We start from the raw sequence: 26,423 nt of genomic DNA, 5'->3' as shown, positions 1-26,423 counted from the left end.
ACGCGGATCGTCACCGGATGCATTCCCACGCGGAGCGAGGAAACGATCAAAAGCTGAAGAACAAAAAAGCCCCAGGTCTCTCGACCTGGGGCTTTTTCATTTCATATCTGGTGCCCCGGCGGGCTTCTATCTCGCTTTATAACTAACTGATTTTAAACGGTTAAAGTATATGGAATGGTTTAAGGGATACATGCTGGGATACATGGCGGTGTATCCGAGCATGGTTACGACATTATTTTAAGCGAGCAATCAGCTGGGCTAGTCATCTACGCGCAGAATCTGATGCGTCCAACGGGCCCAGACTTTAATCGCGTTTCCATTGCGTTTCTTCGTATGGTGTGTCCACTCAGTTTCTAAGCCTAGACCGAGCTCATGGCCTAATTCGAGCCCTTTAATCTCAGGGTTGTTTCTTAAAATATCTTTGGCTTTCAATAAGCTCGAAGTGTTGGAAGCGATACCAGCCAAAAATTTTGGAATGTCATTAGTTGGAACTGGCATTATTGGCGTTAGGTGTTTATCGAATATCTTCAGCTGCTGTAGGCATGAGTATGTATTGACGTTGTATTTAGTGACTAAGTCTTCTTTGGTAAACGATTTGGTGATTATATCTGTTATGGCCTCGCATATTTTTTTTGGTGGTGCAGAGCCGACAAATAGAGAGCCTTTTGAACCTCTTGGAATTATTATATCTTCCAGTGAAGATAAAAAGCCTATCTCGTCTGTGTTAATAACGTAGCTCTGACCTTTTGGCGAGATCATCCCTACCCCAGAGAGCCATCTAAGTACTCTATTTCCATAAGTTCTGAGAGTGCTGGAACCTAGCCCACTACGTCTGTTAGTTTCTCGGAATATTTCCAGAAATTCCTCTTCTGTAAAAGCAAGTGTTTCTGTTCGTGAGGCTTGAAGCCTTCGAAATACTTCATGTGATCGCCAGAACTCAATTATTAGTGCAATTGCTTCGGACTCTGAAGTAAAGCTAGGCATGATCTTAGCTTCTTTTCGATTTGCTTCGACGTGCCCAATGTTTACCATGTCCCTTACGATATTATCCGTTGCACCATCACTTAGGTTCATTTTAGACCCTAAGTCTTTATAGCTAATTTTTCCAGTGGATAACAGAGATTTCAGCGCTCTGACATAGCGACTAAAATCAATTTGCGGTATGTAGGTTACAGGTATGTAAGGAATTTTATCGGTTAGAATATAATCTCTAAATATGTCCCAATACAATGTGAGCTTTGTACCGCTTCGAATTACAAGTCGTCTATCTACTAGTCTTGAAATTACGTTATCACCAAAATTTTGAGCTATCTTGAAAAATTCCGCGGGCGATTGTGCAGCTATTTGTCTAATGCACCCGATCTCCTGTGAGTTAAGTCCCTCCAGGTCACGCTTAAATAAAGTACTAATATTTATGGACCGGTTTAGTGTGTCGATTTGCTCGACGCCACCTTTTGCGGCTTGCAGTATGTGAACACACAATTTTTTTAATAGCCAAGGAAAACCTTGACAGTGATCGTGTAATAGCCTGCGGAGTTGAGGTATGACTGGCTGGCCTAGCTCAGTGCCAAAACGGTTTATCGCTAGAGATACCTCTCGCTCTGTAAATGGCGGAAGCTCAATTTCGAAACGGCGGTCTGCTAATGAATGCCACATATGGTAGGCATTGTGCTCCGTCGGGATTACGCCATCTGTTTTCCATGAGAAACCGATAACAATGTTAATTTGTGCCTCTTCAAGAGCAGAGCAGAGTCTTCTCACCTCATCAAAAATTTCTACAAGGTCAGCTTTGTAGAGCAGTTCCTCAAACTGATCAAAGAATACGCATATAAGCTTTGATTCACTGCGAAGTTGTTGTGCTATGTCTTCCATCTGTTGAGTGGTAAACAGGTTAGCCGTGCTACCAAAAGTAGTCTCCTCTTCAGAGCTTAAAAAACCTGATTTTAGAGCTTCTTTTACAGCTGAAATTACAGCTAGCTCCGGGAATCGCTTGGTGGTAGCTGCTCGTGAGTCTGCTGTAAAAACAAAGTATTTGTTTTTATTACGTTGGTTAGAAGCTTTAGCCGCAATTTTGAGCACGCTTGAGCTTTTTCCCCATCCTGAGGGAGCTTTAATAGCGATCTGTCGCGTATTTGTTGTACCTGTCCTTACTTTATCAAAAAAATTGAAAACCTCCGCCTGTATTGTTTCTCTTCCTACGTAGTCTTCAGGTCGGGCGGGCCGGTAGTCAGCCCAATGATCTGCAACCGGTACGCGCACTATACTTTCGAGCTCAAGCTTGAGCTTAGATGTGGCGGAGATTTCAGATGGTTTTTCCTGAGAGACACATGGCATACATGCTGTAGAGTCAGTAGTTGAAAACCAGTCAAAAATATCTTTGCTAGATATTGTGTGCCCGTTAGACGCATCGAACAGTAATGAAGAGTTTGGAATTAACGTATTTTTATCAATCAGGGGGATTACCCAAAACTGTCCCCTTGAGGTAATAGATAAGGTTGCTTCGTTCCCGACTTTGAATTTGTCGTGATCTATGGATAGTTTGCTAGGGTCAAAAATAGTGCTCGCTGAAATTAACCGAGGAATCAAATTTTCAGGAGTGAATATTCGTAGTTTACGTCTTTCTTCAACCGGACGTTGGTTCCATTCAACTTCAAAGCCTTTCGCGTCTTTGCTCAAGTCAAATGTTGAAATTAACCATCCGCTTGAATAATTTTTAAATACAACATTGCCAAGAAGTTTTTGCAAAACTTCTGAGCTTATGTTTGAACGGTACGCTTTGCATTCCACAAAATGCTTTTCTGAGGTTTGTGTGTCCTCTGCTAAAAGATCGACCTCTGACGCGGTGAGTCTGACCTGTTCTTTAACGCTGAGATGCAAACACTCCAGAAATTTTCTTGCGAAACGCTCAAGTAGCCCCCCCCGCTCGGTAGTGGACGTACCGTCATTCACTGCTACTTCAATGTAGTATTTCACTATGTCGTCCTAGAATTTTTTTCGGGAGGCCCAAGCTTTGACAAGCCGCGTCAAGAATGCCACGGACTGTCCTTCGTAGGGAATATTGCGTCTCTTAGAAGGTCAGTGAGGTCCCGCTGCTCAAATACAACCGGGGCGTGCAGGGATCCGCAGGTGAAAGCAGTAGTCAGAATCCCCCTGCAAAGGGCCGTGGACAATGGGTCTCCAGGGATTGCAGTGCTGCAGAAAATAAGATCAATTTAGACCGCAGGTGTGGTGGGGGGACAACGGCGCGCGCCGGGTGGAGCGCCATTCACCCAGTGCAAGCTTGCCTGATCAGTGGGATCAGTTGAACCATTGCTTCTCACATGACCACCTAGCCGCGTTACCCGACCAATCATTTGCATTCGTGCTGACAGCGGGCACCACGTCAGAAAGCGGCGTAGGCTTGGAGCTCAAGTACTACAACCGTCCCAAAACAGACGGTTATGGACGGTAGCAAATGGCCGATTGCGGCCGGCTACTAGAGGCTGCAATCGAGCCATTTGTGATGTTCGATTGGACGTAAAGTAGTTCTCAGAGCGCTGCTTCCAGAGCAACGTCGAGCTCTTCCTTAAAGCTTCCTAACTGAGCGCGAAGCACATGGTCCTGCCCATCGAAGTATTGCTTCAGAACACTTAGATATTCGTCCTGTTTCCTGAATCCATAGGGTTGGATGAGGTGCGTCCGCATCACCCTGGCCAGCGGCGCTAAGTGCGCAATTTGTTCTAGGTCCCGCAGAGTGGTGAGCGCAACACTAAGTAATTCGTTTTTAAGTCTGCTAGACACATGTGAAGACATCAGGATGGGCTGGATAACATGGCCGATGGCTTCAGCGGCTTCGAAGGAAATATGGATGTGATTGCCTTCGAGTTTGTCAGAACGCAGCACTTCGCCAGGCTTCGTTAGAGCTTCGGCATCCCTCACCCATACCGTAGTAGTGTCAACGACTTGATACAGCAGATAGCACAGCGGCGTTGGGAACTCTTGGTTTTCGTCTTCCGGCCGAACTTCGCGAGCGCGGTCGACCAGGCGGCTGGCGAAATGAGGCATATAGTGCAGCCACAAGTGGTCAGCGACGCGCTGATGCAGGCCCTCCAAAACCATGATTTTGAAGAAGCCGATACCCGCATAAACCGGGTCGTGGTGTTTTCCGACATCTTGAAAGGTTAGTAGCCGGCCATTGAGCTTTTTTTCGAGAGCTTCATCCCCGTCAATCCGCGCGAGTACTGCCTCGCCGACAGACCGGTACACCCCGAGACGTGCGGCCACATCAACATCAGCACAATAGAAACGCAAGAAACGGTTTTCCTCAGGAAGCGCTAAACGATGTCCGCCCACGCCATAGTTTTGGTTATTCTTGAGCTCGCTATAGAAGACGCTGGATTCATTGGCCAACAATGAGTCAAAGAACTGATCTTGGAATTCTTCCTCAAAGCGTGTTGCGCGCTCCATGACTTCTATACAGAGGTACGGTCGAGCGATGGCAAGGTGTTCGGCCAGACGGCGGGATGACAGCAGCCGCTTCACAACGATGGCGGCACGGCGCTGCACGCGCTGCGAAGACCCAACCAGGTCGGCAAGCCACTCGCGAACGCTAAACCATTTCCGAAATAGCCAGTTCGTCGGAGCCCCATCTTCCCACGAGATAGAACCGTCGTCTTGGAATATGAGTTGGAAGTCGGGACGCCGTGGGCGAATGACGTTCGCCAATTGGCTTCGCACGTTCTTAAAGGAAGCCAGGTCCAGCGCCGATCCGAGGTGACGATGTAGTAAGTCGGCGAGTTCCTCGAACTTCCCGGCGTGTAAGAGTGATGTAGTCAGGTCATCGAAGAGTCCGAGGTTCCACCGCGTCAGCCTCGTCCTGCGCGAACGCCAGTAGACGAATGCAACGAGTAGCATGAACAGAACGTACTGGGTTGCGCTTTTGTCAAAGCCCCACAACCAGGGGCCAAAGGTAGGGAATCCGAGTGTGGTGAGTATGGGCTGAAAGAAAAGCCCATGGATTGTGAGCAACGCCGCCCAGATGATCAGCCAGTCGAACCAGTTCAGGCTCAACCGAAAACTGAGCCTGGCAGTGCTTGGCACGACTGCCCACACTGCGGTAATCAAGCCCAGCATGGTGAGTAGTGCGCTTGTGTCGATACCTGCTGGGTTCATAGGGTGATCCAACTTTGGTAATAGTAGAAGAGGTTCAAGGGTGCGATTGAAGCAGTTGTGGGACCTAAGGGGTAGCGCTGTCGTAAAGCGCTAAACCGATTACGCAGCCATGAGCTCTTTCCTCACACCTCATCTTGGGTTTTCGGGGGGATATTGGTACCGCAAGTCGGGCACGACTGGTGCTTTGGTGCTTCTAAAGCACCGCGCTTCTGTTGAGCTAGAAGACATCTTACTAGGAGTGAAAAAGCCACCCTGAGGCGGCTTATGGGCTATGTGGGAAAGCGTTCAGGACGCTTGAGTTTGCGCCTGTTTTTCCATCATGGAGTTCAACTCCGAACGACGGCGCGCTCGGTAGATCGGGCTCTTTAACTCTTTCTCGCCCGTGGTGAAGTCATCACGCGGAACGATTGAAAGCGCCTGCCATACGGCATTGTCGTTGATCGATAATGCAGCGCTGGCCTGATCAATAAAACCGAACAAGGCTTCTCCTAGGCGTCGTGCTTGCTCGCTGCTGACGGCCTTTTTTTCGTCGCTAAACGTCGCCTCTTGATAGAACGCATCCTTCTCTATATCCCGTTGGATGATGAGCTTTTTGCGCTGTAATGCTTTAAGAAACGCTTCTGCTTCGGGCAGTGCGAAAAGAGCGGTCGCAGAGGTGGTGAGGCAATGATCGCCATAGAGCGCAAACGCCGTCTCGCGACTACTCAGATAGCGCTCACGGGCTTCATAGGTATCTATCTGGCACAACTCCATTGCCGGTTGCAGTTCGCCGGCCAGGCAAGCGTACTCCAATGCCAATTCGCGGCTGTCCAGTTCCTGACGCTTGAAGTTGCGAATATCTTTGGTCAGCACGCCATCGCTTTCCCGGAAAAGCTTCCGCCAGGTAGCTCCATCTAGCATCGCTTGCTGTTCGGCCGCGCCGGCCGTTTTGCGGTGCTTTTCTTCTCGCGCTCTCAAGCCTTCAAAGCGCTCGCGTATAGACAAGTAGGTTTGTTTGTATTCGTCGTGGATTTTGAGTGCCGTCTGAATTTCATCGGGCAGAGACAGGTGATGCTCGTTCATAGGTTTCTCCGGTGGTGATTGCAGGCCGACGCCGGCCAGGGTTGATGGTGCGAGTCGGCAATCAGTGAGAGTTGATTGCTCGTAGGGATAGGGCGGGGTGAAGAACTCGGAACGAGTGCTTCGAGTTCTGTCAACAAAAACAGCACATACCCCCCCTTGTTCACACGACTGAATTCAAAATCGGTGGGAACGCGGGAACGTGGGTACAAAGGCTCTAAAACGGGCCTTTCAGGGAGGGAACTTGTTCCCGGCGTTTTTTGAGCGGGAACAAGGTAGGGGGGGAGGCTCTCTATTAAACAGAGTTGTGTTCCCTTGTTCCCACTCTCATGTCTTATAAGGGAACGCTGAAAGCCACGGCTTTGCTGGGCTGTTCCCGCTGTTCCCGTGTTCCCGCTGAAAAACGTCGAATGTCGATAGCTGTACAGGTTGAGCGTCATTGACTTTCTCCCTCACTTTCAAGCAGGTCGGGGTCAATTACGTAAAAACGGGAACTACCACCGCCTGGCGTGCGGTACTTTTTCGCCCGCCGGCTGCCCTTGGTTTCTTCGTCAACCTTGGCTAGCGCTCCGGCGCCTACCAGCGTCCGTACGATCCGTTCTTTACCGAAACCTGAAGCCGCCTCAAGCAATGCCGGTGTGTTGAACAGGTACAGGCGTTTATCGTCATTCACCTCATAAAAACCTGCTCGCTCTCGGACAGTGAGGTTGGCGTGTTCGGCGCGCACATCAGAAAACCGGCTGTCACCGTGTAATGCGATGAAGTCAGCGATACCGCGCAGTATCTGGCGGTCTTCTGCGTTGCCGTCTCCCATACGGGCTAGCCATTCGTTGAACAGCAGCAGACAAGCTTGAGTGGCTGAACCTGTAGGCCAGCCAACCAGATTATGTTCAATGGCCAATTCTCCGGCTAACGCCATGATGGCGAACCGATCAGCCACACGGCCGGCCTGTGAACTCTTGGTTTCAAAGGCATCACGGACTTGTGTAAAGGCGATATACAGATCTTTAGGCTGCTCAATCAGTGCTTCAACGAATGTAGGGCCTATGTGTCCATAGTGTTGCGTGACAGCATCGTTAAGAGCGCGATGGAACTCTTGCCCTGTCATGCCATGCACATCATCAAAGGCGCGGTGAGTACGGGTGCCGGCGTTCACATCCACCATGCGCAACTCGGCGCCGGCGTGTGCGCCGTTACCTCCAATGGCGGCATGCTCCGACAGCGACCGTTCGCCGCTGGAAAGTGCCAGCACGCGCCAGGTCAATTTAGCCCTCCCTTCACGCTCGCGGGTCATGGTGCTTTTGCCCATGCCATTGGCGATTGCGTAGGCCATTTCCTGCACGCGCTTGGGGTCGGCCCGCTTGATTTCATCAAGGATCAGCACGGTATCGTTACGAGACGCAGCCTCAATCTCTACCCCACCTTTTGACACGTCCCAAGAGGCTGCGAAGGTGCCAGGATTGCCCCAGATCGATGCACCCAACAGTTGCGCGAGTGACTTGCCGCTTGATGAGTCGCCGACTAGGTGAATGCCGCCACCGTTGACGCCTACCTTGGCTAGCAGCGGTCCTGCCAATGCACAGCACACTGATAAAATCAGTACTGGATTGCCGAGGCAGCGTGCGGCTATCTCGGTCTGCCAGCCACTGAGAGAGCCTTTGCAGGTGAAAATGTTTGCTGCACGACCTGAGTCCTGAAAACGAACGTTGTCGCCGCCAATGACCCGTGAGGGCAGCACAAAGGCTCCTGATTCATGCCAGCCCGGTTTCGTGGTGGTGGCAATCACCAGGTCAGGGGCGTGATGGCTCGCCAGATACGGCGCGATATGACGACGTTGGTGGTACTCGATGGCCAGCCCCTGGCGCATGAGCGCCTTCATCACCTCATCTGCTTTACCTGCAAGGGACTCCATGGGCATGACCCATTCGATACGCCGACCCCTGTAGTGAAAGGACAGCAGACGGCCAACGCTGCCGTCTTCTGAGTTGACCGTTTCGGCTTCGACGTTCAGCGGCGCACAGATCCAGTGATCGACTGGAATGGCTTTTTCTTCCGGCCCGCTTTGCTTCACGCTGTGATACCAGGTGCCGGCCTTGTAGACCTTCCCCTCAACCGTGCAGGCGTGTTCATAGACAGCGAAACGGGGCCGGTCGAGTTTGTCGGGCTCCGGCGCCTTTGGGTCTCCTACAAGACTCAAATCAGCGTGTTTTTCCTTGAGCTTGCTCATGGCTTTGCCTCCCATAGCTGGTTGCGCCAAAGGTGCAAGTCGTTGAAGTCGGATAGCTCAGGCGGTGCCTGTTGGGGCCACTCTGGAAATACCACCAGAGCGCCGGCATCGAACGCTGCACGGTTGGCGGCAGTGCGCCCGGGATTGCCCCGCGTTTGGCGATCATCGTCACCAGCGATTACCAGCTCGACGCTCTGACCATGAAGCGCTCGCATGGCTAGTGCCACGGCGCGCAAGTTGCCGGCGTTCATGGCGCACACCACTGGGTGGCCGGTATGGATGTGCAGCGTTGCTCCTGTCGCCCAACCTTCACAGACGTACAGGCGGCTGCCCTCGATGACCCGCCCCAATGGCGAGTAACAGCCCAGGACGCGGCCACCACTGAGGAAGCGTTTTGTGCCGGCACAGTCGATGACTTGCAGGTTTACCAAGCGACCATCAAGGCATAGAGGGACCAGCAATTTTCCCTGAGACATTTGACGCAGTTTGAGTGGGCTCACGCACTTGGCCACCAGGTACGGATGCAGTCGATCAGCAGGCTTTGCGCGCTGCCACAACTGCACTGCCTGCCGAGTCGCTGCTTGCTGCTTTTCCTGCTGTACCGCATCGGACCGGCGTCGGTTTTCTTCCGCCTTGGTGCGGGCAGCTTTGAGCGCTTCTGCTTGCTGGGCGCTCGGTGTGCTCGGGGCTCCAGATGACTCAAACAAACCGAGTGCCAGGCGTTGGTCGATTTCCCGCGCAGCTTCGACCTGGCGGCATTGGCGCAGGTACGCCAGAAGTGAAACTAGATCGCCACCGTGCGCTTGATCGTCGGCAAAGTCATTCCACCGGCCAGAGTCGAGGGACACACCAAACGATCCGGCTTGGCGGTCTCCCCGGACATCGTTTCGAGCAACCCATTCACGTCCGTTTGGGCGCCCCTCCGGCAGCCATTCTTTAAGCAGAGTAGGGGCAGCAGGAAGGGCACGAAGTGCCACCAAACGAATCAGGTCTACAGTGTCGTTATCAGTCATGGAACAGGCCCTCTGACGATACGAATGAAGCGTCAGGCAAGCTGATAGCCGCGGCCAGATCCGCTGTTTTTACTAGGTGCTGCGCGGCTTCTTCGGTACAGGCCCGAAGCTCCCCTTTGTTGGCGAGTTGCAGCGTGCTTTCCAGACTCAAGCGCATCATTGCAGTGGCGCGGCTTCCCAGAGCGAGGGCTCCGGTGAACTGCTCGATGTTTTTACAAGGTGTCGGATTTTGGCTGCGGAGCCGTTGTTCTAGGCGGTGTAAGAACCCAGTTTCAAACGCGTCAACGATCCGGCCGGGAAGGCGCTGTTTGTGACTGTTTAGGCACCTGGCCAGCGGTTCATTTTGGTCGGCCAACCATCGTTCGAAAGCATCAACGCCACCGTCGATTACTTCTTGGTATTTGGCGGACCACTGCGTGTCGATTGCGGGCTGGCCGTCGGCAGATGGCAGCACGGCGTTGAGTGATTCAGGCATTTTGTACCCCCTCACGTTCCGCTGCTTTGCGGGCTGCATTGAAGAGGTCGCTGGCGTCCTCTAGGAGCAAGTAGGCGGCATCTGCAATGCCGTTCACATCCTTTGCGTCTGCCCGGTTGATGCCCATGCAGGACAGGCTGAAAAGCAGTGCTTTGGCCGCACAAAGTCGCTGCTCTGCGTACTCCTGAATGTCGGCGTACGCGGCGCTTGTATCAATCAGCAGCACAGGGGTTTGGCTGGGGTTTGTTGTGAGCGGAATGAGCTTATTCATGACCCACCCCCACAGAGGTCAGAATGCCCTCTGAGCAAGCGTCAACAGTGGCTTTCGCCATGTCGATCAGGTAGACGATCACATGACAAAGCTGTTGGCTGTTTTCAGTGAGAGCCGCTTGCTCGGCCATCTCCTGGGCAAGATCAAGCAGGCAGTAGGTGCGATCGAGGGCATCGGTTACAGGCACATCAGGCTGAACAGCGAAGAGCGGTAACCGTGAGAGAGGAATGTGGCTGAAGGTTTTGACGGTTGTCTTAAGCATGGTGCACCTCCGTAACCATCACTTGCTCTGAGGCGGCAAGGTGGGCGAGGTGCATATGGTGGTTGTAGCGTTTGAGACGAGTGGAAAGACTGGAGTTTGCGCGAAGGGCTGCGAAGGCCATGGCCTTGTGCGCGGCGGCGCGGGTAGAGCGTGCGGACGGATTGAGGGCGTTCATGGGTAGAGCTCCTTTTGCTGGGGAGCTGCCACGGTTCGCCGTCAAACGAATAAGGGTGGCAGCTGTGCGCAGGTTGACGGACCGGGGCAAAAGGATCCCGGCAGGACCGAAGTCCTCCCACGCACAGCCGCCATAACACGTAACTGCGGGCGCAAAAAAAGCGCCTGCAATCATGATGGGGGCGCTGTTGCGCCTTTTGCTGATCGGGCCGTCAAACCCGGTCGCTGAATTGGCAGCGACGGGCAAACTATAGGCCCGACCACATGAAGATTGCAAGTTGATCTGGCTGCCGAAAATGCTCATCCCGTTGCTCGTGGTGATAAACTTCGACCTGTGTGTGGTGTGGTATGTGGCCCTGGCAGCGTTGGCGCGCTTGCCGGGGTTTTGTCTTTTTTTAGGCATGAAAAACTCCAGACCACCCGGCGTTAAGCTAGGCAGCAGTGTGAATACTCAGTGCTGTTCGTGGTTAGCAGTCGGTTAGTTGAATCGCACCGCTACCGCTTTCATTGAAGTGATGTTGCCCGCTTGGGTTAGCTGTACTGGTCATGCCGGCCTTGGCGGTATTGAGTTCGAGGATGGCTGTCATGCGTCCACTGGCGGTCGCGCAAAAGGCCTCCTGACCAGGGCGACGTGCTGCGTTCAGGAGAACCGTCTCCAGGCTGCGCAAGTCGTCTAGAGGAAAACGGATCGAATGCCCGTCGACAGATAGTGTGATTGTGGTCATGAGTGAATCTCCGAAAGTAATTGAGCCGAATGCGTCCCCCGCATCGCTTTTTTCTTTCGTGTTTGGCCACGTTCCTCCAGACGGTCAGCAATCCACTGATCGATCTCAGCCTCCAGCCAGGCCACGCTGTTGATGCCAATTGGAATAGGTTCCGGGAAGGTGCCGGACCGGATATCGGCATAGATTGCGGCTCTGCTCTTGCCTGTCTTCTGCTCCACGTCGCGACGACGCAGCAGGCGGTTTCCCAGATCCAAACGTTTCACAGGTTGGAATGGCTTTGGCATCGCCTTGCTCATGCTCGTTGCCCCCGTGCCTCAATACGGCCGTTTATCCAGGCTTGAACCTCGCTCAACACAAACGCCACAGGTGCGTTTCGGGCGCCGCTGTCGTTCAGCTTCACCGGCCGAGGAAACGTAGGATCGCGGTGGATCATTTTGTAGACAGTGGGCCGCGCTAGACCCGTAAGCATCTGTAGCTCAGGCATGCGTACCAGTGCGACGACCGTGCTATCTCTCCTATCTAGTTGTTTGCTCACGGCCGTACCTCGCTTTTGTTTTGGGAGTGGCTGAGGGTCGATGATTGTGTGTCGTGTGTAAGTAGGCCCAACTCTTTGAGTACACCGCGACGAATTGCGCTCGGGGCATATGGCAGTTGTATCTCTGGATTCGGTCGACTGGGCGGGCTTAGACGATGCGTTATTTCGTCGATGCCGGTGAAAGTGGCGCCACAAACTGCGTTCTTGCATACAAGCAGGGTTTTGGACATAAGTGCGTGCTCGCTGTTGGAGCTGCGCTTGATCAACGCCGCACCGCAGTCAGGGCAGCGGCGTTTCGCTTGGACTTGTGGACGTATTTTAGGGATGGCGCTCACGGGCAACAGGCCTCCGAATCTGGATGGCCCAAGCATCATTGATCCCGCCCAAGACTTGAATCTCTGTCGATTGTAAGAGGCGCGCTCACAATCGCTCTCGCCTATGGCAGGTTGCGGGTTAACAGTTGAATCGGCCATCAATCCACCCCCTTCCCGCAATGAAGATTGGCCTGCAGCCAGTCGGCGATATCGCTTTCCCTGTAGCGTACGAGGCGGCCTACCTTCACATAGGGGAGGGCGTGGCGGCCTCTACTGCGCCAGGCCGCTAGCGTGCGAATGGAAACGCTCAGGGCATGAGCGGCATGCTCGGGAGTCATGAGGTCAGCGCTATGCGCTGTGGGACTTTGTGGATGCATCTTTGTCTCCGTAGGACTGTCTGCGACTACGGGGTTAAGATTGGCATCGAGGTTTTTACGATTGGGGATTTTCCGAATTCGTAATTCGTAAATCCGTTATTCGACCTCCCGAAGTGCTGCGCTCAATAACTTTTGAAAGCCTTCTCCCGTCGTGCCGTGTCCTGTGTGTCGAAGGTCACTTGCCACTTTTGTTAGGGTTCTCGCGATAGCGGATACGTTGGGTTTGCCGCCGCGCATGAAGTTTTTGCGATTGTTGGCTACGGTTTCTTTCGCGTCTAGGTGGGCGCCTATTTCAGCAATGACGTGTGTGGCGAATCCGAGAGCCCGCAGGACTGGCAAGGTCCCTTTTTCATCTGAGATATCAGCCTGCTTGATTGCATCGGGATAGCTAAACCAGTTAGCCGAGCTTCGACTTCTGATAATGGTCCTGTTTGTTCCGGCTAGCCTGCTGGTTTCTATGTACAGGTTGTGCGAAGGGCGTTGAGGTGGCAGCGGTAATCCCTCCTTGAACTCCTGAAGGTCAGCTAAGTGAATGAGCACTTGAGAGCTCCCCGCAGTGATACAGGCGGGTCGTTCGTTTTCGTCAATGCGATAGCAACCGTTCAACTCGCCGTCACCTGTAGGTGTGAATATCCCAATTGGTCGGGGAAAATGGCGTGCTTGGTTTTCGCTGAACAATTCGTAATTTGGTAGCGGAACTGGGCCGTCGACCACGTACGACAGTGAGCATTGGTCTGTATCCAGGTGGAGTGGGGATTCTGGCAGGGGTGTTAATCCAGAGGTTCGCCAGTCGCTCTTTCCAGGTCTCAAGGTCAGAGCAAAGAGGCCAATCTCTGCATTGTCGGTTGGCCAATAATGAGCTGGTAGGCGAAAGGTGTTTAGCGCCCTCTGGATACTGGTCTCTGTGTAAGTCTGTCCCGTTTGATCGGATAACCAGAAAGCAGCTTCATCCAGTGTGAGCCATTCTTTGAGTAGATAGTCAGCCATCGATTATTTAGCTCGTTGCTTTGAGTTTTATTGAGACGACATTGCCCTTTTCGAGCGTGTCCAACTGGTCGGCATACCACTGCATCATTTGCCGGCGTTGCTCCAGGTAGATCGCTTTGTTGTAAACCCCTGAGACACCGCCCTCAACGTGCGCTAGCTGAGCCTCTACATGTTCACGCGGGAAGTTGTTTTCGCGCAGCATGGTCGAGGCGACATGTCGGAAACCGTGGGCCGTTTGGCGCCCCTCGTAGCCCAGTCGCCGTAACGCCATATTGAATGCCATATTGCTGCGTGGTTTTTTTCGGTCACTGCGTCCGGGAAAGAGCAGCGGGTAACGACCATTTAGCGTGTGTAGCTCTCGAAGCGCTTTAACTGCCTGCTTTGACAGCGGTACTAGGTGGTCGCGCCGCTTTTTCATGCGAGCAGCCGGGATGCTCCAAAGTGCGTTGTCCAAGTCAAACTCCGACCAGGGCGCCTCGCGTAGCTCACTCGGACGGACGCCAGTCAGCGTTAATAGGTGCAGGCCAAGGCGCAAATCTAAAGCATGGGGGTAGGTCCGAATGGCGCGTAGCAGCTCAGGAAGCTCTTTCGCTGTGACGTGGGCGTAGTTCTCGGCTGGTTTGGATTGCAGGAAACGACTAAGGCCTTCCAGCGGGTTGTGAATGGCTCTGCCTGTCACCCTCGCCAGATCGTAGATTTCCTTGCAGGAGCGGCGAACGCGGCTCATTTGCTCAAGGATGCCCTTTCGCTCAAGCGTTTGTAGAAAGTCCATCCATTGCTTTGGGGTTATCTCTGCATATGGTCTTTTGCCGAATACAGGGAAGACGTGGAGCTGGAGAGCGCCGACTGTGCGTCTTGCGGTGCTGGCTTCCCAGCCAGGGCTGCGAATTTCGATCCACTCGCGCGCCAGGATCTCGAATGTGTTTGTTGCTGCTTCGAGTTCGGCCGCTTTTCGGGCCTTGCGTGCAGCGATAGGGTCGCCGCCGTTGGCGATCTCCTTGCGATACTCGGCTGCTTTTTTCCTGGCCAGTGCGCCACTGACTTCGGGATAGCCGCCCAGGCCAAGCCAGCTCCACTTGGCTGCTTGGTTTTTGTACCGAAGCTGCCAGGACTTCTGGCCATCTGGCTTAACGCGCAGATACAGGCCATTACCGTCGAGCTCACGATATTCCCGGGTCTCGGGTTCGATGCTTGCCAGCGCGGTGTCACTGAGTGGTCTGCGTTTGATTTCTGACCGTTTCACGCCCTTGTATCCCCTCGGTTCTAGAGATGCCTGAGGATACACCGTGGGATACACAGAGCTACAGTATGAGGGGAGATAAAGGTAGACAAGCAGAAACAACAAAGCCCGCACAGGGCGGGCTTTGCGGGGCGTTTCGTAGTCATCAGGAGACAACCAGAAACATCATTTTGGTGCACCCGGCGGGATTCGAACCCACGACCCCTGCCTTCGGAGGGCAGTACTCTATCCAGCTGAGCTACGGATGCTTGTGCGGGCGACATCATACCCATGTCGACCTTGGGCGTCCATGCTGGTCTTTGGGCGTTTGAGTGTAGGAAGCTGCCGTATAGAGGCCCTGCGCTGGGCGCCACTGAACGATGCAATGAAATCTGGGCCAACTACGCTGATCAGAAAAATCCGGCAAAAGCGCCGTTTACGTTCTTTTTTTCGAACAGCCTATTGCCCCTTCCCCCCATTGATCCTAGGATTCGTTTGAGATTTCAAACGCTCTGTCTCCCGTGCGCTATATATTGATGTTGCGCACCGAGGCTGATTTCCCTGACGGCAGCCCACAAGGCGCCTTTCAATAACTCTAATTCGCTCCGCGTGCGCGCGGTGCTGTTAAGGAAAGCCTACATGCAGCTCAAAGATACCCAGTTGTTCCGCCAGCAAGCCTTCATCGATGGCGCTTGGGTCGATGCGGACAATGGTCAGACTATCAAGGTCAACAACCCGGCCACGGGCGAGATTCTCGGTACTGTGCCAAAGATGGGCGCCGCGGAAACCCGCCGCGCCATCGAAGCAGCCGACAAGGCGCTGCCGGCCTGGCGTGCACTCACCGCCAAGGAGCGCGCCAACAAGCTGCGTCGTTGGTTCGAACTGCTGATCGAAAACCAGGACGACCTCGGCCGTCTGATGACCCTTGAACAAGGCAAGCCGCTGGCCGAAGCCAAGGGCGAAATCGTCTACGCCGCCTCCTTTATCGAGTGGTTCGCCGAAGAAGCCAAGCGCATCTACGGTGACGTGATTCCCGGCCACCAGCCCGACAAGCGCCTGATCGTGATCAAGCAGCCGATCGGCGTGACCGCAGCCATCACCCCGTGGAACTTCCCCGCCGCCATGATCACCCGCAAAGCCGGCCCGGCGCTGGCCGCTGGTTGCACCATGGTGATCAAACCGGCCTCGCAAACGCCGTTTTCGGCCCTGGCCCTGGTTGAGCTGGCGCACCGCGCCGGTATCCCCAAAGGCGTGCTCAGCGTGGTCACCGGCAGCGCCGGCGACATCGGCGGCGAGCTGACCAGCAACCCGATCGTGCGTAAATTGTCCTTCACCGGCTCCACCGAGATCGGTCGCCAGTTGATGGCTGAATGCGCCAAGGACATCAAGAAGGTCTCCCTGGAATTGGGCGGCAACGCGCCGTTCATCGTGTTCGACGACGCTGACCTGGATAAGGCCGTCGAAGGCGCGATCATCTCCAAGTACCGCAACAACGGTCAGACCTGCGTGTGCGCCAACCGCCTGTATATCCAGGATTCGGTGTACGACGCGTTTGCCGAAAAACTCAAAGTGGCCGTGGCCAAGCTCAAGATCGGCAACGGTCTGGAAGAAGGCACCACCACTGGCCCGCTGATCGACGAAAAAGCCGTGGCCAAGGTCAAAGAGCACATTGCCGATGCCCTGAGCAAAGGCGCCAAGCTGCTGGCCGGTGGCAAGGCGATGGAAGGCAACTTCTTCGAGCCGACCATCCTCACCGACGTGCCGAAAAACGCCGCTGTGGCCAAGGAAGAAACCTTCGGTCCACTGGCGCCGCTGTTCCGTTTCAAAGACGAAGCCGAAGTGATCGCCATGTCCAACGACACCGAATTCGGCCTGGCTTCGTACTTCTACGCCCGCGACCTGGGCCGTGTGTTCCGTGTGGCTGAAGCCCTGGAATACGGCATGGTCGGCGTCAACACCGGGTTGATCTCCAACGAAGTGGCGCCGTTCGGCGGCATCAAGGCCTCGGGCCTGGGCCGTGAAGGCTCCAAGTACGGGATCGAGGATTACCTGGAAATCAAATACCTCTGCCTGGGCATCTAAGCCCTGTAAGAGATTGCAACAGACGCAAAGGGCACGAGAGCGCTGTCCCTTTGCGTGTTTCACGTCGTTATTCGCAGTGGCCGGGAAAGCTGTGGCAGTCGATCATCGCATGCTGCCGTAGTTGCCTCCCCGTCACCTATCCTTGAACCACGCCGCCCGATGAGCGGCGAATGAGGACTTTATGAGCAAGACCAACGCATCCCTGATGAAACGCCGCGAAGCCGCTGTACCACGCGGTGTTGGCCAGATTCACCCGATCTTCGCCGAATCGGCGAAGAACGCCACCGTGACCGACGTTGAAGGTCGCGAGTTCATCGACTTCGCCGGCGGTATCGCCGTGCTCAACACCGGCCACGTGCACCCGAAAATCATCGCGGCGGTGACCGCGCAGCTGAACAAGCTGACCCACACCTGCTTCCAGGTACTGGCCTACGAGCCCTACGTGGAAGTGTGCGAAAAAGTCGCGGCCAAGGTGCCAGGTGATTTCGCCAAGAAAACCCTGCTGGTCACCACCGGTTCCGAAGCGGTGGAAAACGCCGTGAAAATCGCCCGCGCCGCCACTGGCCGTGCTGGGGTGATCGCCTTCACCGGCGCTTACCACGGCCGTACCATGATGACCCTGGGCCTCACCGGCAAAGTCGTGCCGTACTCGGCCGGCATGGGCCTGATGCCAGGCGGTGTGTTCCGTGCGCTGTACCCGAACGAACTGCACGGTGTGAGCGACGACGACGCCATCGCCAGCATCGAGCGCATCTTCAAGAACGACGCCGAGCCGCGTGATATCGCTGCGATCATCATCGAGCCGGTGCAGGGTGAGGGCGGGTTCTACGTCGCGCCTAAGTCGTTCATGAAGCGTCTGCGCGAGCTGTGCGACAAGCACGGCATCCTGCTGATCGCCGACGAAGTGCAAACCGGTGCCGGCCGTACCGGTACCTTCTTCGCCATGGAACAGATGGGCGTTGCCGCCGACCTGACCACCTTTGCCAAATCCATCGCCGGCGGCTTCCCGCTGGCCGGTGTGTGCGGCAAGGCCGAGTACATGGACGCCATCGCCCCAGGCGGCCTGGGCGGCACCTATGCCGGCAGCCCGATTGCCTGCGCCGCCGCACTGGCGGTGATGGAAGTGTTCGAAGAAGAGCACCTGCTGGACCGCTGCAAGGCTGTCGGCGAGCGCCTGGTGACCGGCCTCAAGGCCATCCAGGCCAAATACCCGGTGATCGGCGAAGTGCGTGCCCTGGGCGCGATGATCGCGGTGGAGCTGTTCGAAGATGGCGACAGCCACAAACCGAACGCCGCAGCCGTTGCTGCGGTGGTGGCCAAGGCGCGTGACAAAGGCCTGATCCTGCTGTCTTGCGGTACCTACGGCAACGTGTTGCGTGTACTGGTGCCGTTGACCTCGCCGGACGAGCAATTGGACAAAGGCCTGGCAATTATCGAAGAGTGCTTTGCCGAGCTTTAAGCGCTGAACCCCTGTGGGAGGGGGCTTGCCCCCGATAGCGGTGTGTCAGTTGATGAATATACCGGCTGACACACCGCCATCGGGGGCAAGCCCCCTCCCACAGTTCGAACGGCGTCAGGCTGCAATCACGCGATTCTTCCCCTGACGCTTGGCCTCATACATCGCCGCATCGGCGCGGCCGAACAGTTTGTCCAGGGTTGAGTCATCTTCGCGCAGGCTGGTCAATCCCTGGCTGACCGTCACGGTAAACGCGTGGCCTTCGACACTGAAACTCAGCGCCTGGATTTCCTTGCCCAGTCGCTCGGCCACCTGCAAAGCCATCTCCGGGGCGCAGCCGGGCAGTATGGCGGCAAATTCCTCTCCACCGATGCGCCCGAACAGATCGCCACGACGCAACACGCCACGCCCGCTTTCGGCGATGCGCCGCAGCACCTGGTCGCCTTCCAGATGGCCGTAGGTGTCGTTGATGTCTTTGAAATCATCGATGTCCAGCAGCAGGAATGCCAGCGGCGTGCCCTGCGCACAGGCGCTGTCAAAGGCTTGGTTGGCGAGTTCGAAGAAGTGCCGGCGGTTGCTGCTCTGGGTCAGCACATCGGTGGTGGCCAGGCGATGCAGTTCCAGCTCCAGATGCTTTTTTTCGGTGATGTCCTCGGCGATGCCCACCACGATCATCGGCTTGCCCGGCTCGGCCTGCTGGTTGATGTAGCACTTGTCACTGAGCCAGCGGATCTGCCCGTCGAGCGTGACGATGCGGTATTCGCGGTCTTCCACGGCGCCCTGCTCCAATACGCGGGCCAGGCTGTGTTCGGCATAGTCGAGGTCTTCGGGGTGGATGCTGTTGCGCCATTCCCGATGGTCGGCCAGCAGCAAACCGGCGCTGCGGCCGAATATCCGTTCGTAGGCGGGGCTGACGTACAGCACGCGACGGGTTTCCCAATCGATAGCCCACAGTACGGCGTTCACGCTCACCAGCAGCGAGCTGAGCAGCTGCTCACGCGCACTCAGGCGCTCGACCTCACCCTGGGCATGCATCAGCGCCAACAGCGTCGACGCGGCCGCCGGGCGCGGTGGCTGGGCAGAGGACACATCAGGCGTGCAGGGCTTTTCGTGAACCATCGGAACAACTCTCTCTGGGCGCGCCGCAGGATGGAACAGCGGTCACTACAAGCGGTCACCATGATGGCGAAGTGTTCTTTGAGAGAGGGGAATTGCGGTGAAGTTCCGTGATCGGGCTCGATTGACGGTGCCCGGAAAATGGCGTCAGAAAGCCAGTGTGCGGGAGGGCGAGCCCTCCCGCCGTCGCGTCAGACCCCTGCGGGGCGCAGTGAATAGGTCTTCAATTGATGGGCAAAATCGCGCAGGGATTGGATGCCGCTGGCTTCGGCTTCATGTACCCATTCCTTGATCGCCGCGAGCATGTCGTGGCCGTTGGTGCTGGTCTTGAGCCAGATCTGCTGCAGCGCCAGACGCTTCTCGTAGATCACGCTCAGTGCCTGGCTGTGCTCCAGCATGCTTTGGATGCGCACATGGTGGCGATCGCTCAGCAGGCTGGTTTCCCGCGACAACAGGCGCTTGGCGCGGTGGAACTGGTGGCGGACCGAGTGATCGACTTTCTCCAGCTCCTGCTTGACCAGCGGGCCAATGACCAATTTGCGGTATTGGGCCATGATCTGGAAGCGGTTGTTGAGGATCGCCATGGCGGTGTCCATGTCCAGATGGCCCTTGCCTTCGACGCGGTGGGCGATCGGTGCGACGCGCTGCACCTTGGCCAGGCGCAGGAAGCTGAACACCTTGATCCAGGCCCAGCCCAGGTCGAACTCCCATTTCTTGACCGACAGCTTGGCCGAGTTGGGGTAGGTGTGATGGTTGTTGTGCAGCTCTTCACCGCCGACGATGATGCCCCACGGCACCAGGTTGGTGGCCGCATCGCGGCATTCGAAGTTGCGATAGCCCACGGCATGCCCCAGGCCGTTGATCACGCCCGCGGCCCAGAACGGGATCCACATCATCTGGATCGCCCAGATGGTGATGCCGATGGTGCCGAACAGCAGCAGGTCGATTACGCCCATGAGCGCCACGCCCAGCAACGGGAAGCGCGTGTAGAGGTTGCGTTCGATCCAGTCGTCCGGGCAGTTCTTGCCGTAGATGCGCAGGGTCTCGGGGTTTTCCGCCTCGGCGCGGTACAGCTCGGCACCTTTGCGCAGCACGGTGGACAGGCCCTTGATCACCGGGCTGTGGGGGTCATCGACGGTTTCGCATTTGGCGTGGTGCTTGCGGTGGATAGCGGTCCACTCGCGGGTGTTCTGCGCCGTGGTCAGCCACAGCCAGAAGCGGAAGAAGTGTTTCAGGCCGGCATTGAGCTCGAGCGAGCGATGGGCTGAATAACGGTGCAGATAGACCGTGACCCCAATAATGGTCACGTGGGTCATCAACAGCGTGACTGCCACCAGTTGCCAGGCTGACAGGTCAAGAAAACCGTTGTACCACATAGGCTGTATGGCCCTCAGATAAAGAAAAGAACAGCTCACGCATTATCACTAAGCCTACAGAGAAAACCAGCCGCCCTTTCAGATAGGAGTGACTGGATGTTTCTTATTCTATAATCCTCAGCCTTCGTAGGGCGATTCTGTTTTTTGGTAAGGATTACTGACCATATGCTGTTTACATACCGAGGAGCCCTACGTGCGGGGCTGGTATACCTGCTGATTTCCATTGTATGGCTCAGGCTCAGCCACCACTTATTGATCAACTTTATCGATGAACCCCGGGCGTTGGCGCATTGGTTGCAACTGCGCGGCTATATCTGGGTGGGGCTGAGCGCGCTGGCTATCTACCTGATGGGCGTGCGTTTCGCCCGTGTCCACCAGTTGCAACAACCCCTGAAAGAAAACCATGAACGCCTGCAACAGGCCGCTGCGGTGTTTGATTGCACCCGTGAAGGGGTGCTGGTCACCGATGCCCGGGGCCTGATCGTGCACGTCAATCGGGCGTTCATGGAGATCACCGGCTATCGGCGCGAAGACGTCATGGGCAAGCCCCCCAGCCTATTCAAGTCCGGGCGCCATTCGTCGAATTTCTATCGGCAGATGTTCCAGACCCTCGAGCGCAGCGGTGAATGGAGCGGCGAAATCTGGAACCGACGCCAGAGCGGAGAAATTTACCCACAGTGGCAAACCATTCGCGTCATCCGCGATGAGCAAGGCCGCATCAGCCACTATGTCGCGGTGTTCTCGGACATCAGCGCCATCAAGGACTCCGAACACGAACTGGCGCACCTGGCTCATCACGACCCGCTGACCGACCTGCCCAACCGCCTGCTGTTCACCGATCGCGCCGAGCAGGCCCTGGCCTCGGCGCAAGTGCACAAACGTGGCTGTGCACTGCTGCTGCTGGACCTGGACCACTTCAAGATCATCAACGACAGCCTGGGCCACAACGTGGGCGATCAACTGCTCAAGCTGGTGGCCGAGCGCCTCAAGGGGCTGTTCAGGCCCGGGGTGACCCTGGCGCGCCTGGGCGGCGATGAGTTTGCGGTGTTGGTGGAGAGTTGCCCACAGGTGATGCAGGCGGCTGCCATGGCGCAGCGCATGCTCGATGCCATGAAGGAGCCGTTTGTGTTTGACGGCAACCAGCTGTTTATCAGCGCCAGCATCGGCATCAGCCTGTTCCCCAGCGATGCGTTGAGCGCCGAGCAATTGTTGCGCAACGCCGACTCGGCCCTGTTCAAGGCCAAGCACGCGGGGCGTGAAGGCTACGCCCTGTACACCGAGGAACTGACCGCTCACGCACAGAACCGTGTTGAGATCGCCAGCGAACTGCGCCGCGCCCTCGAGCAGCAGGAACTGCGCGTCTACTACCAACCGGTGCACGGCCTGCAGGACAGCCGCCTGATTGGCGTCGAAGCGCTGGTGCGCTGGCAGCACCCGGAACGCGGCCTGGTGCCGCCGGGGGAATTCATCCCCATCGCCGAGCGCACCGGATTGATCGCCGACATCGATGCCTGGGTGATGAACCAGGCCTGCCGCCAGATGTGCCAATGGCTGGCGGACGGCGCGCCGTTGGGGTTTATCGCCGTGAACGTGTCCAGCCGGCTGTTTGCCCGGCGCGAACTCTACGAACACGTGGGCCAGGTGCTTCACGATACGGGCCTGGACCCGGCGTTCCTTGAGCTGGAAGTCACCGAAAGCGCGGTGATGGACGACCCGGAAGTGGCCCTTGAACAGCTGCACCGCCTGCGCGAGCTGGGGTTGCGCCTGGCCATCGACGACTTCGGCACCGGCTATTCCTCGCTGCTGCGCCTCAAGCGCCTGCCGGTGCAGAAACTCAAGATCGACCAGGGCTTTGTCGCAGGCCTCCCGTGGGATGAAGACGACGCCGCCATCGTGCGCGTGGTCATCGCCCTGGCGAAAAGCATGGGCATGCAGGTGCATGCCGAAGGGATCGAGCAGGTGGAGCAGGCCCGCTTCCTGCTGGACCAGGAATGCGACATGGGGCAGGGGTACTGGTTTGGAAAGCCGGTGCCGGCCGATGAGATCAATTGGGCACGAGCACCCGCCATCCGGGCTTGAAATGCAGTCCAAATGTGGGAGGGGGCTTGCCCCCGATGGCAGTGTGTCAGCCAAGAGTGACTGACCTGACACACCGCTATCGGGGGCAAGCCCCCTCCCACATTGGAACTGCACAAGGCTTTATTTCAGTGCTGTGGTTCAAAACCCACGCGCAACCCCACGCTCCATCAGAAAATTCTTTCTGGTTATATAAACATTCTTAAATAGTATTTTTAAGAATATCCGCGCTTATCTACTATCGCTCTCACGCCGCAAGCAGTGCCGCCACTGCCAGGCACTATTCATTTCAGGAGCGAGACCATGAGCGCATCTCTACGTAGCGTCGACGGCCAGGACGAAGCAGCCATTTTGCGTGAGATCCAGAGCGCCCTGCGCGATCTGCGGTTTGGCGCGGTGGAAATCACCGTACACAACGCGCAAGTGGTACAGATCGAACGCAAGGAAAAATTCCGCCTGCAAAACCCGGGTAACAAACCCGCCTAAGAATAAGCCACCAGTAGGAGCGAGCTTGCTCGCGAAAAACGCCAACGGTAATGCAGCGCATCAGGTTTAACGCGGTGCTCCTGGGTTTTTCGCGAGCAAGCTCGCTCCTACCGGGTTGCGCCACCATAAGAATTTTCAGGAGCTTCTATGTCGTCGATTCGCCGTTATGCCCTGGCCGCGCTGGCCAGTGCCGTGTTTGCCGGTTCCGCCGTTGCCAAGGACTACGAGTTGCTCAACGTCTCGTACGACCCCACCCGTGAGCTGTACCAGGACTACAACGCTGAGTTCACCAGCTTCTGGAAACAGTCCCACCCGGGCGACAACGTCAAGATCCAGCAATCCCACGGTGGTTCGGGCAAGCAAGGCCGCGCGGTGATCGACGGCCTGCGCGCCGACGTGGTGACCCTGGCCCTGGCCGGCGACATCGACGAAATCGCCAAGCTGGGCAAGACCCTGCCGGAAAACTGGCAAACCCGCCTGCCGGACGCCAGCACCCCGTACACCTCGACCATCGTGTTCCTGGTGCGCAAGGGCAACCCCAAAGGCATCAAGGACTGGGGCGATCTGATCAAGAAAGACGTGTCGGTGATCACGCCTAACCCGAAAACCTCCGGCGGTGCGCGCTGGAACTTCCTCGCCGCCTGGGCCTACGGCCTGAAGACCGGCGGCAGCGAAGCCAAGGCCCAGGAATACGTTAAAGAGCTGTTCAAGCACGTGCCGATCCTCGACACCGGCGCGCGCGGTTCCACCATCACCTTCGTCAACAACGGTCAGGGCGACGTGCTGCTGGCCTGGGAAAACGAAGCGTTCCTGGCGCTCAAGGAAGACGGCGGCGCCGACAAGTTCGACATCGTCGTGCCGTCCCTGTCGATCCTCGCGGAGCCGCCGGTGGCCGTGGTCGACAAGAACGCCGAGAAAAAGGGCAATACCGAGATCGCCACCGAATACCTCAAGCACCTGTACAGCCCGGCGGGCCAGGAGATTGCGGCGAAAAACTTCTACCGCCCACGCGATGCGAAAGTCGCCGCCAAATACGCTCAACAGTTCCCTGAACTGGACCTGGTCACCATCGACAAAGACTTCGGCGGCTGGAAAACTGCCCAACCGAAGTTCTTTAACGACGGTGGCGTGTTCGACCAGATCTACACGGCGCAGTAACAACACCGATCACTGTAGGAGCGAGCTTGCTCGCGAAAAACTTCAAGGCACCGCGTGCATTCAGACTGCCCGCGTTATCGTTGACGATCTTCGCGAGCAAGCTCGCTCCTACAGGGGTCAGGAGAGCCCGCATTCGTTTGCGGGTTTTGCATGTCTGTTCCCTTAACCAAGGACTCTTATGTCGCGTCGTATTTCCCCCGTCATACCCGGCTTCGGGCTGACGCTGGGCTACACCGTGGTGTACCTCAGCCTGATCGTACTCATCCCCCTGGCGGCGATGTTTGTACACGCCGCTCAACTCACCTGGGATCAGTTCTGGGCCATCATCTCCGCACCGCGCGTGTTGGCGGCGTTGAAATTGAGCTTCAGCACCGCGCTGTACGCCGCACTGATCAACGGCGTGATCGGCACGCTGCTGGCCTGGGTGCTGGTGCGCTATACCTTCCCCGGCCGCAAGGTCATCGATGCGATGATCGACCTGCCGTTCGCCTTGCCCACCGCCGTGGCCGGTATCGCGCTGACCGCGCTGTATGCACCCAACGGCCTGGTGGGCCAGTTCGCCGCCGACCTGGGTTTCAAGATCGCCTATACGCCGCTGGGTATCACCCTGGCGCTGACCTTCGTGACCTTGCCGTTCGTGGTGCGCACGGTGCAGCCGGTACTGGCCGATATCCCCCGGGAAGTCGAAGAAGCCGCCGCCTGCCTGGGCGCCAAGCCATTGCAAGTGTTCCGCCATATCCTCGTGCCGGCTCTGTTGCCGGCCTGGCTGACCGGTTTCGCGCTGGCGTTCGCCCGGGGCGTCGGTGAGTACGGCTCGGTGATTTTCATCGCCGGCAACATGCCGATGAAAACCGAAATCCTGCCGTTGCTGATCATGGTCAAACTCGACCAGTACGACTACCGTGGCGCCACCTCTATCGGGGTGCTGATGCTGGTGGTTTCCTTTGTCCTGCTGCTGCTGATCAACTTGTTGCAGCGGCGCATCGAACGTCCATAAGGAGGCGCGGAACATGTCCCAATCGTCTATATCCGCCGCGTCCTCGGCCAACGCCGCCCGGCGTGGCAGCGCGACCTCGCGACGCGTCCTGATCGGCCTTGGCTGGCTGGTGTTTGCCCTGTTCCTCCTGCTGCCGCTGCTGATCGTAGTGTCCCAGGGCCTGAAGAATGGCCTCGGCGCGTTCTTCACCGCGATCCTTGAACCGGATGCGCTGTCGGCGCTGAAACTCACGGTGATCGCCGTGGTGATCTCGGTGCCGCTCAACCTGGTGTTTGGCGTCAGCGCCGCGTGGTGCGTGAGCAAATATTCATTCCGTGGCAAAAGCATCCTGGTGACGCTGATCGACCTGCCGTTCTCGGTGTCCCCGGTGATCGCTGGCCTGGTCTACGTGCTGATGTTCGGCGCCCAGGGCTTCTTCGGCCCCTGGTTGCAGGACCACGACATCCAGATTGTGTTCGCCTTGCCCGGCATCGTGCTGGCGACCATCTTCGTCACCGTGCCGTTCGTGGCCCGTGAGCTGATCCCGCTGATGCAGGAGCAGGGCACCCAGGAAGAAGAAGCCGCGCGCCTGCTCGGTGCCAATGGCTGGCAGATGTTCTGGCATGTCACCGTCCCGAACATCAAGTGGGGCCTGATCTACGGCGTGGTGCTCTGCACGGCGCGGGCCATGGGTGAGTTCGGCGCGGTGTCGGTGGTGTCCGGCCATATCCGCGGCGTGACCAACACGCTGCCGCTGCATGTCGAGATTCTCTACAACGAATACAACCACGTCGCCGCCTTCGCGGTGGCCAGCCTGTTGCTGATCCTGGCGCTCTTCATCCTGCTGCTCAAGCAGTGGAGCGAGAACCGAATCAACCGCCTGCGCAACAGCGCCGGTGAGGAATAAG

The 26,423-nt window shown here is 56.7% G+C and carries 25 protein-coding genes and 1 tRNA gene; 7 read left to right on the top strand and 19 right to left on the bottom strand.

What is annotated here, in order from left to right; genetic code table 11:
* Positions 1 to 258 precede the first annotated feature (258 nt).
* From BFQ00_RS27955 to BFQ00_RS10385, 17 genes are all read right to left on the bottom strand, one after another.
* On the bottom strand, positions 259 to 2,973 hold the full coding sequence (locus tag BFQ00_RS27955) for a restriction endonuclease (RefSeq protein WP_170827546.1): 2,715 nt from the start codon (positions 2,971 to 2,973) through the stop codon (positions 259 to 261).
* A 555-nt stretch (positions 2,974 to 3,528) separates the two neighbouring features.
* Positions 3,529 to 5,151: a hypothetical protein gene (locus BFQ00_RS10450; RefSeq protein ID WP_065933467.1), complete on the bottom strand. Its 1,623-nt coding sequence runs from the start codon at positions 5,149 to 5,151 to the stop codon at positions 3,529 to 3,531.
* A 285-nt stretch (positions 5,152 to 5,436) separates the two neighbouring features.
* A complete protein-coding gene (locus tag BFQ00_RS10445) occupies positions 5,437 to 6,213 on the bottom strand; it encodes a hypothetical protein (protein WP_065933466.1) in 777 nt (258 codons plus the stop codon).
* Positions 6,214 to 6,646: 433 nt separating this feature from the next.
* The gene (locus BFQ00_RS10440) at positions 6,647 to 8,437 is read right to left on the bottom strand and encodes a DUF927 domain-containing protein (RefSeq protein ID WP_065933465.1); all 1,791 of its coding nucleotides are present in this window, start codon (positions 8,435 to 8,437) and stop codon (positions 6,647 to 6,649) included.
* Complete coding sequence (locus BFQ00_RS10435; protein ID WP_065933464.1) at positions 8,434 to 9,450, bottom strand: toprim domain-containing protein; 1,017 nt, start codon at positions 9,448 to 9,450, stop codon at positions 8,434 to 8,436. Before BFQ00_RS10435 ends, BFQ00_RS10440 begins: the two co-directional genes overlap by 4 nt.
* On the bottom strand, positions 9,443 to 9,925 hold the full coding sequence (locus tag BFQ00_RS10430) for a LasR-specific antiactivator QslA (protein ID WP_065933463.1): 483 nt from the start codon (positions 9,923 to 9,925) through the stop codon (positions 9,443 to 9,445). Before BFQ00_RS10430 ends, BFQ00_RS10435 begins: the two co-directional genes overlap by 8 nt.
* Complete coding sequence (locus tag BFQ00_RS10425; RefSeq protein WP_169863860.1) at positions 9,918 to 10,196, bottom strand: hypothetical protein; 279 nt, start codon at positions 10,194 to 10,196, stop codon at positions 9,918 to 9,920. The genes BFQ00_RS10430 and BFQ00_RS10425 overlap by 8 nt, the downstream gene beginning before the upstream one ends.
* Positions 10,189 to 10,458, bottom strand: a complete 270-nt coding sequence (locus BFQ00_RS10420) for a DUF3077 domain-containing protein (protein WP_065933462.1) — start codon at positions 10,456 to 10,458, stop codon at positions 10,189 to 10,191. Before BFQ00_RS10420 ends, BFQ00_RS10425 begins: the two co-directional genes overlap by 8 nt.
* The gene (locus BFQ00_RS10415) at positions 10,451 to 10,633 is read right to left on the bottom strand and encodes a hypothetical protein (protein ID WP_065933478.1); all 183 of its coding nucleotides are present in this window, start codon (positions 10,631 to 10,633) and stop codon (positions 10,451 to 10,453) included. Before BFQ00_RS10415 ends, BFQ00_RS10420 begins: the two co-directional genes overlap by 8 nt.
* A gap of 466 nt (positions 10,634 to 11,099) precedes the next feature.
* Entirely contained in the window at positions 11,100 to 11,357 is a 258-nt protein-coding gene (locus tag BFQ00_RS10410) for a hypothetical protein (protein ID WP_065933461.1), read from the bottom strand.
* Positions 11,354 to 11,653, bottom strand: coding sequence for an AlpA family phage regulatory protein (locus BFQ00_RS10405; RefSeq protein WP_065933460.1), 300 nt, complete (start codon positions 11,651 to 11,653; stop codon positions 11,354 to 11,356). The genes BFQ00_RS10410 and BFQ00_RS10405 overlap by 4 nt, the downstream gene beginning before the upstream one ends.
* Complete coding sequence (locus BFQ00_RS10400) at positions 11,650 to 11,841, bottom strand: helix-turn-helix transcriptional regulator (RefSeq protein WP_065933459.1); 192 nt, start codon at positions 11,839 to 11,841, stop codon at positions 11,650 to 11,652. The genes BFQ00_RS10405 and BFQ00_RS10400 overlap by 4 nt, the downstream gene beginning before the upstream one ends.
* A gap of 47 nt (positions 11,842 to 11,888) precedes the next feature.
* Complete coding sequence (locus tag BFQ00_RS27950) at positions 11,889 to 12,263, bottom strand: ogr/Delta-like zinc finger family protein (protein WP_083227355.1); 375 nt, start codon at positions 12,261 to 12,263, stop codon at positions 11,889 to 11,891.
* A 101-nt stretch (positions 12,264 to 12,364) separates the two neighbouring features.
* The gene (locus BFQ00_RS27945) at positions 12,365 to 12,544 is read right to left on the bottom strand and encodes a helix-turn-helix domain-containing protein (RefSeq protein ID WP_256536199.1); all 180 of its coding nucleotides are present in this window, start codon (positions 12,542 to 12,544) and stop codon (positions 12,365 to 12,367) included.
* A 135-nt stretch (positions 12,545 to 12,679) separates the two neighbouring features.
* On the bottom strand, positions 12,680 to 13,570 hold the full coding sequence (locus BFQ00_RS29085; RefSeq protein WP_139114983.1) for a hypothetical protein: 891 nt from the start codon (positions 13,568 to 13,570) through the stop codon (positions 12,680 to 12,682).
* A gap of 7 nt (positions 13,571 to 13,577) precedes the next feature.
* Positions 13,578 to 14,813: a tyrosine-type recombinase/integrase gene (locus tag BFQ00_RS10390; RefSeq protein ID WP_065933457.1), complete on the bottom strand. Its 1,236-nt coding sequence runs from the start codon at positions 14,811 to 14,813 to the stop codon at positions 13,578 to 13,580.
* Positions 14,814 to 14,981: 168 nt separating this feature from the next.
* Positions 14,982 to 15,058: transfer RNA gene (locus BFQ00_RS10385), tRNA-Arg, on the bottom strand.
* 370 nt (positions 15,059 to 15,428) lie between these two features.
* On the opposite strand from BFQ00_RS10385, the gene gabD reads away from it, so the two are divergent.
* Together gabD and gabT are read left to right on the top strand one after the other, a co-directional pair.
* Entirely contained in the window at positions 15,429 to 16,871 is a 1,443-nt protein-coding gene (gene gabD, locus BFQ00_RS10380) for an NADP-dependent succinate-semialdehyde dehydrogenase (RefSeq protein ID WP_065933456.1), read from the top strand.
* Positions 16,872 to 17,052: 181 nt separating this feature from the next.
* The gene (gene gabT, locus BFQ00_RS10375) at positions 17,053 to 18,330 is read left to right on the top strand and encodes a 4-aminobutyrate--2-oxoglutarate transaminase (RefSeq protein WP_065883128.1); all 1,278 of its coding nucleotides are present in this window, start codon (positions 17,053 to 17,055) and stop codon (positions 18,328 to 18,330) included.
* 114 nt (positions 18,331 to 18,444) lie between these two features.
* Here the strand turns inward: gabT and BFQ00_RS10370 are convergent, their stop codons facing one another.
* Together BFQ00_RS10370 and desA are read right to left on the bottom strand one after the other, a co-directional pair.
* Positions 18,445 to 19,446, bottom strand: coding sequence for a sensor domain-containing diguanylate cyclase (locus BFQ00_RS10370; protein ID WP_065933455.1), 1,002 nt, complete (start codon positions 19,444 to 19,446; stop codon positions 18,445 to 18,447).
* 188 nt (positions 19,447 to 19,634) lie between these two features.
* Positions 19,635 to 20,819 carry a delta-9 fatty acid desaturase DesA gene (gene desA, locus BFQ00_RS10365; protein ID WP_057725344.1) on the bottom strand — a complete coding sequence of 395 codons (1,185 nt, stop codon included), beginning with the start codon at positions 20,817 to 20,819 and terminating at the stop codon, positions 19,635 to 19,637.
* A gap of 165 nt (positions 20,820 to 20,984) precedes the next feature.
* Between desA and dibA the strand changes: the two genes are divergently transcribed.
* The 5 genes from dibA (at position 20,985) to cysW (ending at position 26,422) form a co-directional block, all read left to right on the top strand.
* Positions 20,985 to 22,898: a phosphodiesterase DibA gene (gene dibA / locus BFQ00_RS10360; protein WP_065933454.1), complete on the top strand. Its 1,914-nt coding sequence runs from the start codon at positions 20,985 to 20,987 to the stop codon at positions 22,896 to 22,898.
* A 300-nt stretch (positions 22,899 to 23,198) separates the two neighbouring features.
* Positions 23,199 to 23,381, top strand: a complete 183-nt coding sequence (gene oscA, locus BFQ00_RS10355; protein WP_010565387.1) for a sulfur starvation response protein OscA — start codon at positions 23,199 to 23,201, stop codon at positions 23,379 to 23,381.
* Positions 23,382 to 23,528: 147 nt separating this feature from the next.
* A complete protein-coding gene (locus tag BFQ00_RS10350) occupies positions 23,529 to 24,539 on the top strand; it encodes a sulfate ABC transporter substrate-binding protein (protein ID WP_065893836.1) in 1,011 nt (336 codons plus the stop codon).
* Positions 24,540 to 24,717: 178 nt separating this feature from the next.
* Positions 24,718 to 25,536: a sulfate ABC transporter permease subunit CysT gene (gene cysT, locus BFQ00_RS10345; RefSeq protein WP_065883112.1), complete on the top strand. Its 819-nt coding sequence runs from the start codon at positions 24,718 to 24,720 to the stop codon at positions 25,534 to 25,536.
* 13 nt (positions 25,537 to 25,549) lie between these two features.
* The gene (cysW, locus tag BFQ00_RS10340; RefSeq protein WP_065883110.1) at positions 25,550 to 26,422 is read left to right on the top strand and encodes a sulfate ABC transporter permease subunit CysW; all 873 of its coding nucleotides are present in this window, start codon (positions 25,550 to 25,552) and stop codon (positions 26,420 to 26,422) included.
* Position 26,423: the final 1 nt, after the last annotated feature.

Source organism: Pseudomonas sp. 28 E 9, from assembly GCF_900004785.1.
Lineage (GTDB): Bacteria > Pseudomonadota > Gammaproteobacteria > Pseudomonadales > Pseudomonadaceae > Aquipseudomonas > Aquipseudomonas orientalis_A.
The sequence above is the reverse complement of the archived record's forward strand: the minus strand, read 5'-3'. Positions and strand labels throughout refer to the sequence as shown.

What these genes read in the sequence shown, in the direction of transcription:
- BFQ00_RS10450 (WP_065933467.1), bottom strand. Translation starts at nt 5,151, where the DNA reads ATGAACCCAGCAGGTATCGACACAAGCGCACTACTCACCATGCTGGGC.
- BFQ00_RS10445 (WP_065933466.1), bottom strand. Translation starts at nt 6,213, where the DNA reads ATGAACGAGCATCACCTGTCTCTGCCCGATGAAATTCAGACGGCACTC.
- BFQ00_RS10440 (WP_065933465.1), bottom strand. Translation starts at nt 8,437, where the DNA reads ATGAGCAAGCTCAAGGAAAAACACGCTGATTTGAGTCTTGTAGGAGAC.
- BFQ00_RS10435 (WP_065933464.1), bottom strand. Translation starts at nt 9,450, where the DNA reads ATGACTGATAACGACACTGTAGACCTGATTCGTTTGGTGGCACTTCGT.
- BFQ00_RS10430 (WP_065933463.1), bottom strand. Translation starts at nt 9,925, where the DNA reads ATGCCTGAATCACTCAACGCCGTGCTGCCATCTGCCGACGGCCAGCCC.
- BFQ00_RS10425 (WP_169863860.1), bottom strand. Translation starts at nt 10,196, where the DNA reads ATGAATAAGCTCATTCCGCTCACAACAAACCCCAGCCAAACCCCTGTG.
- BFQ00_RS10420 (WP_065933462.1), bottom strand. Translation starts at nt 10,458, where the DNA reads ATGCTTAAGACAACCGTCAAAACCTTCAGCCACATTCCTCTCTCACGG.
- BFQ00_RS10415 (WP_065933478.1), bottom strand. Translation starts at nt 10,633, where the DNA reads ATGAACGCCCTCAATCCGTCCGCACGCTCTACCCGCGCCGCCGCGCAC.
- BFQ00_RS10410 (WP_065933461.1), bottom strand. Translation starts at nt 11,357, where the DNA reads ATGACCACAATCACACTATCTGTCGACGGGCATTCGATCCGTTTTCCT.
- BFQ00_RS10405 (WP_065933460.1), bottom strand. Translation starts at nt 11,653, where the DNA reads ATGAGCAAGGCGATGCCAAAGCCATTCCAACCTGTGAAACGTTTGGAT.
- BFQ00_RS10400 (WP_065933459.1), bottom strand. Translation starts at nt 11,841, where the DNA reads ATGCCTGAGCTACAGATGCTTACGGGTCTAGCGCGGCCCACTGTCTAC.
- BFQ00_RS27950 (WP_083227355.1), bottom strand. Translation starts at nt 12,263, where the DNA reads ATGCTTGGGCCATCCAGATTCGGAGGCCTGTTGCCCGTGAGCGCCATC.
- BFQ00_RS27945 (WP_256536199.1), bottom strand. Translation starts at nt 12,544, where the DNA reads ATGACTCCCGAGCATGCCGCTCATGCCCTGAGCGTTTCCATTCGCACG.
- BFQ00_RS29085 (WP_139114983.1), bottom strand. Translation starts at nt 13,570, where the DNA reads ATGGCTGACTATCTACTCAAAGAATGGCTCACACTGGATGAAGCTGCT.
- gabD (WP_065933456.1), top strand. Translation starts at nt 15,429, where the DNA reads ATGCAGCTCAAAGATACCCAGTTGTTCCGCCAGCAAGCCTTCATCGAT.
- gabT (WP_065883128.1), top strand. Translation starts at nt 17,053, where the DNA reads ATGAGCAAGACCAACGCATCCCTGATGAAACGCCGCGAAGCCGCTGTA.
- BFQ00_RS10370 (WP_065933455.1), bottom strand. Translation starts at nt 19,446, where the DNA reads ATGGTTCACGAAAAGCCCTGCACGCCTGATGTGTCCTCTGCCCAGCCA.
- desA (WP_057725344.1), bottom strand. Translation starts at nt 20,819, where the DNA reads ATGTGGTACAACGGTTTTCTTGACCTGTCAGCCTGGCAACTGGTGGCA.
- dibA (WP_065933454.1), top strand. Translation starts at nt 20,985, where the DNA reads ATGCTGTTTACATACCGAGGAGCCCTACGTGCGGGGCTGGTATACCTG.
- oscA (WP_010565387.1), top strand. Translation starts at nt 23,199, where the DNA reads ATGAGCGCATCTCTACGTAGCGTCGACGGCCAGGACGAAGCAGCCATT.
- BFQ00_RS10350 (WP_065893836.1), top strand. Translation starts at nt 23,529, where the DNA reads ATGTCGTCGATTCGCCGTTATGCCCTGGCCGCGCTGGCCAGTGCCGTG.
- cysT (WP_065883112.1), top strand. Translation starts at nt 24,718, where the DNA reads ATGTCGCGTCGTATTTCCCCCGTCATACCCGGCTTCGGGCTGACGCTG.
- cysW (WP_065883110.1), top strand. Translation starts at nt 25,550, where the DNA reads ATGTCCCAATCGTCTATATCCGCCGCGTCCTCGGCCAACGCCGCCCGG.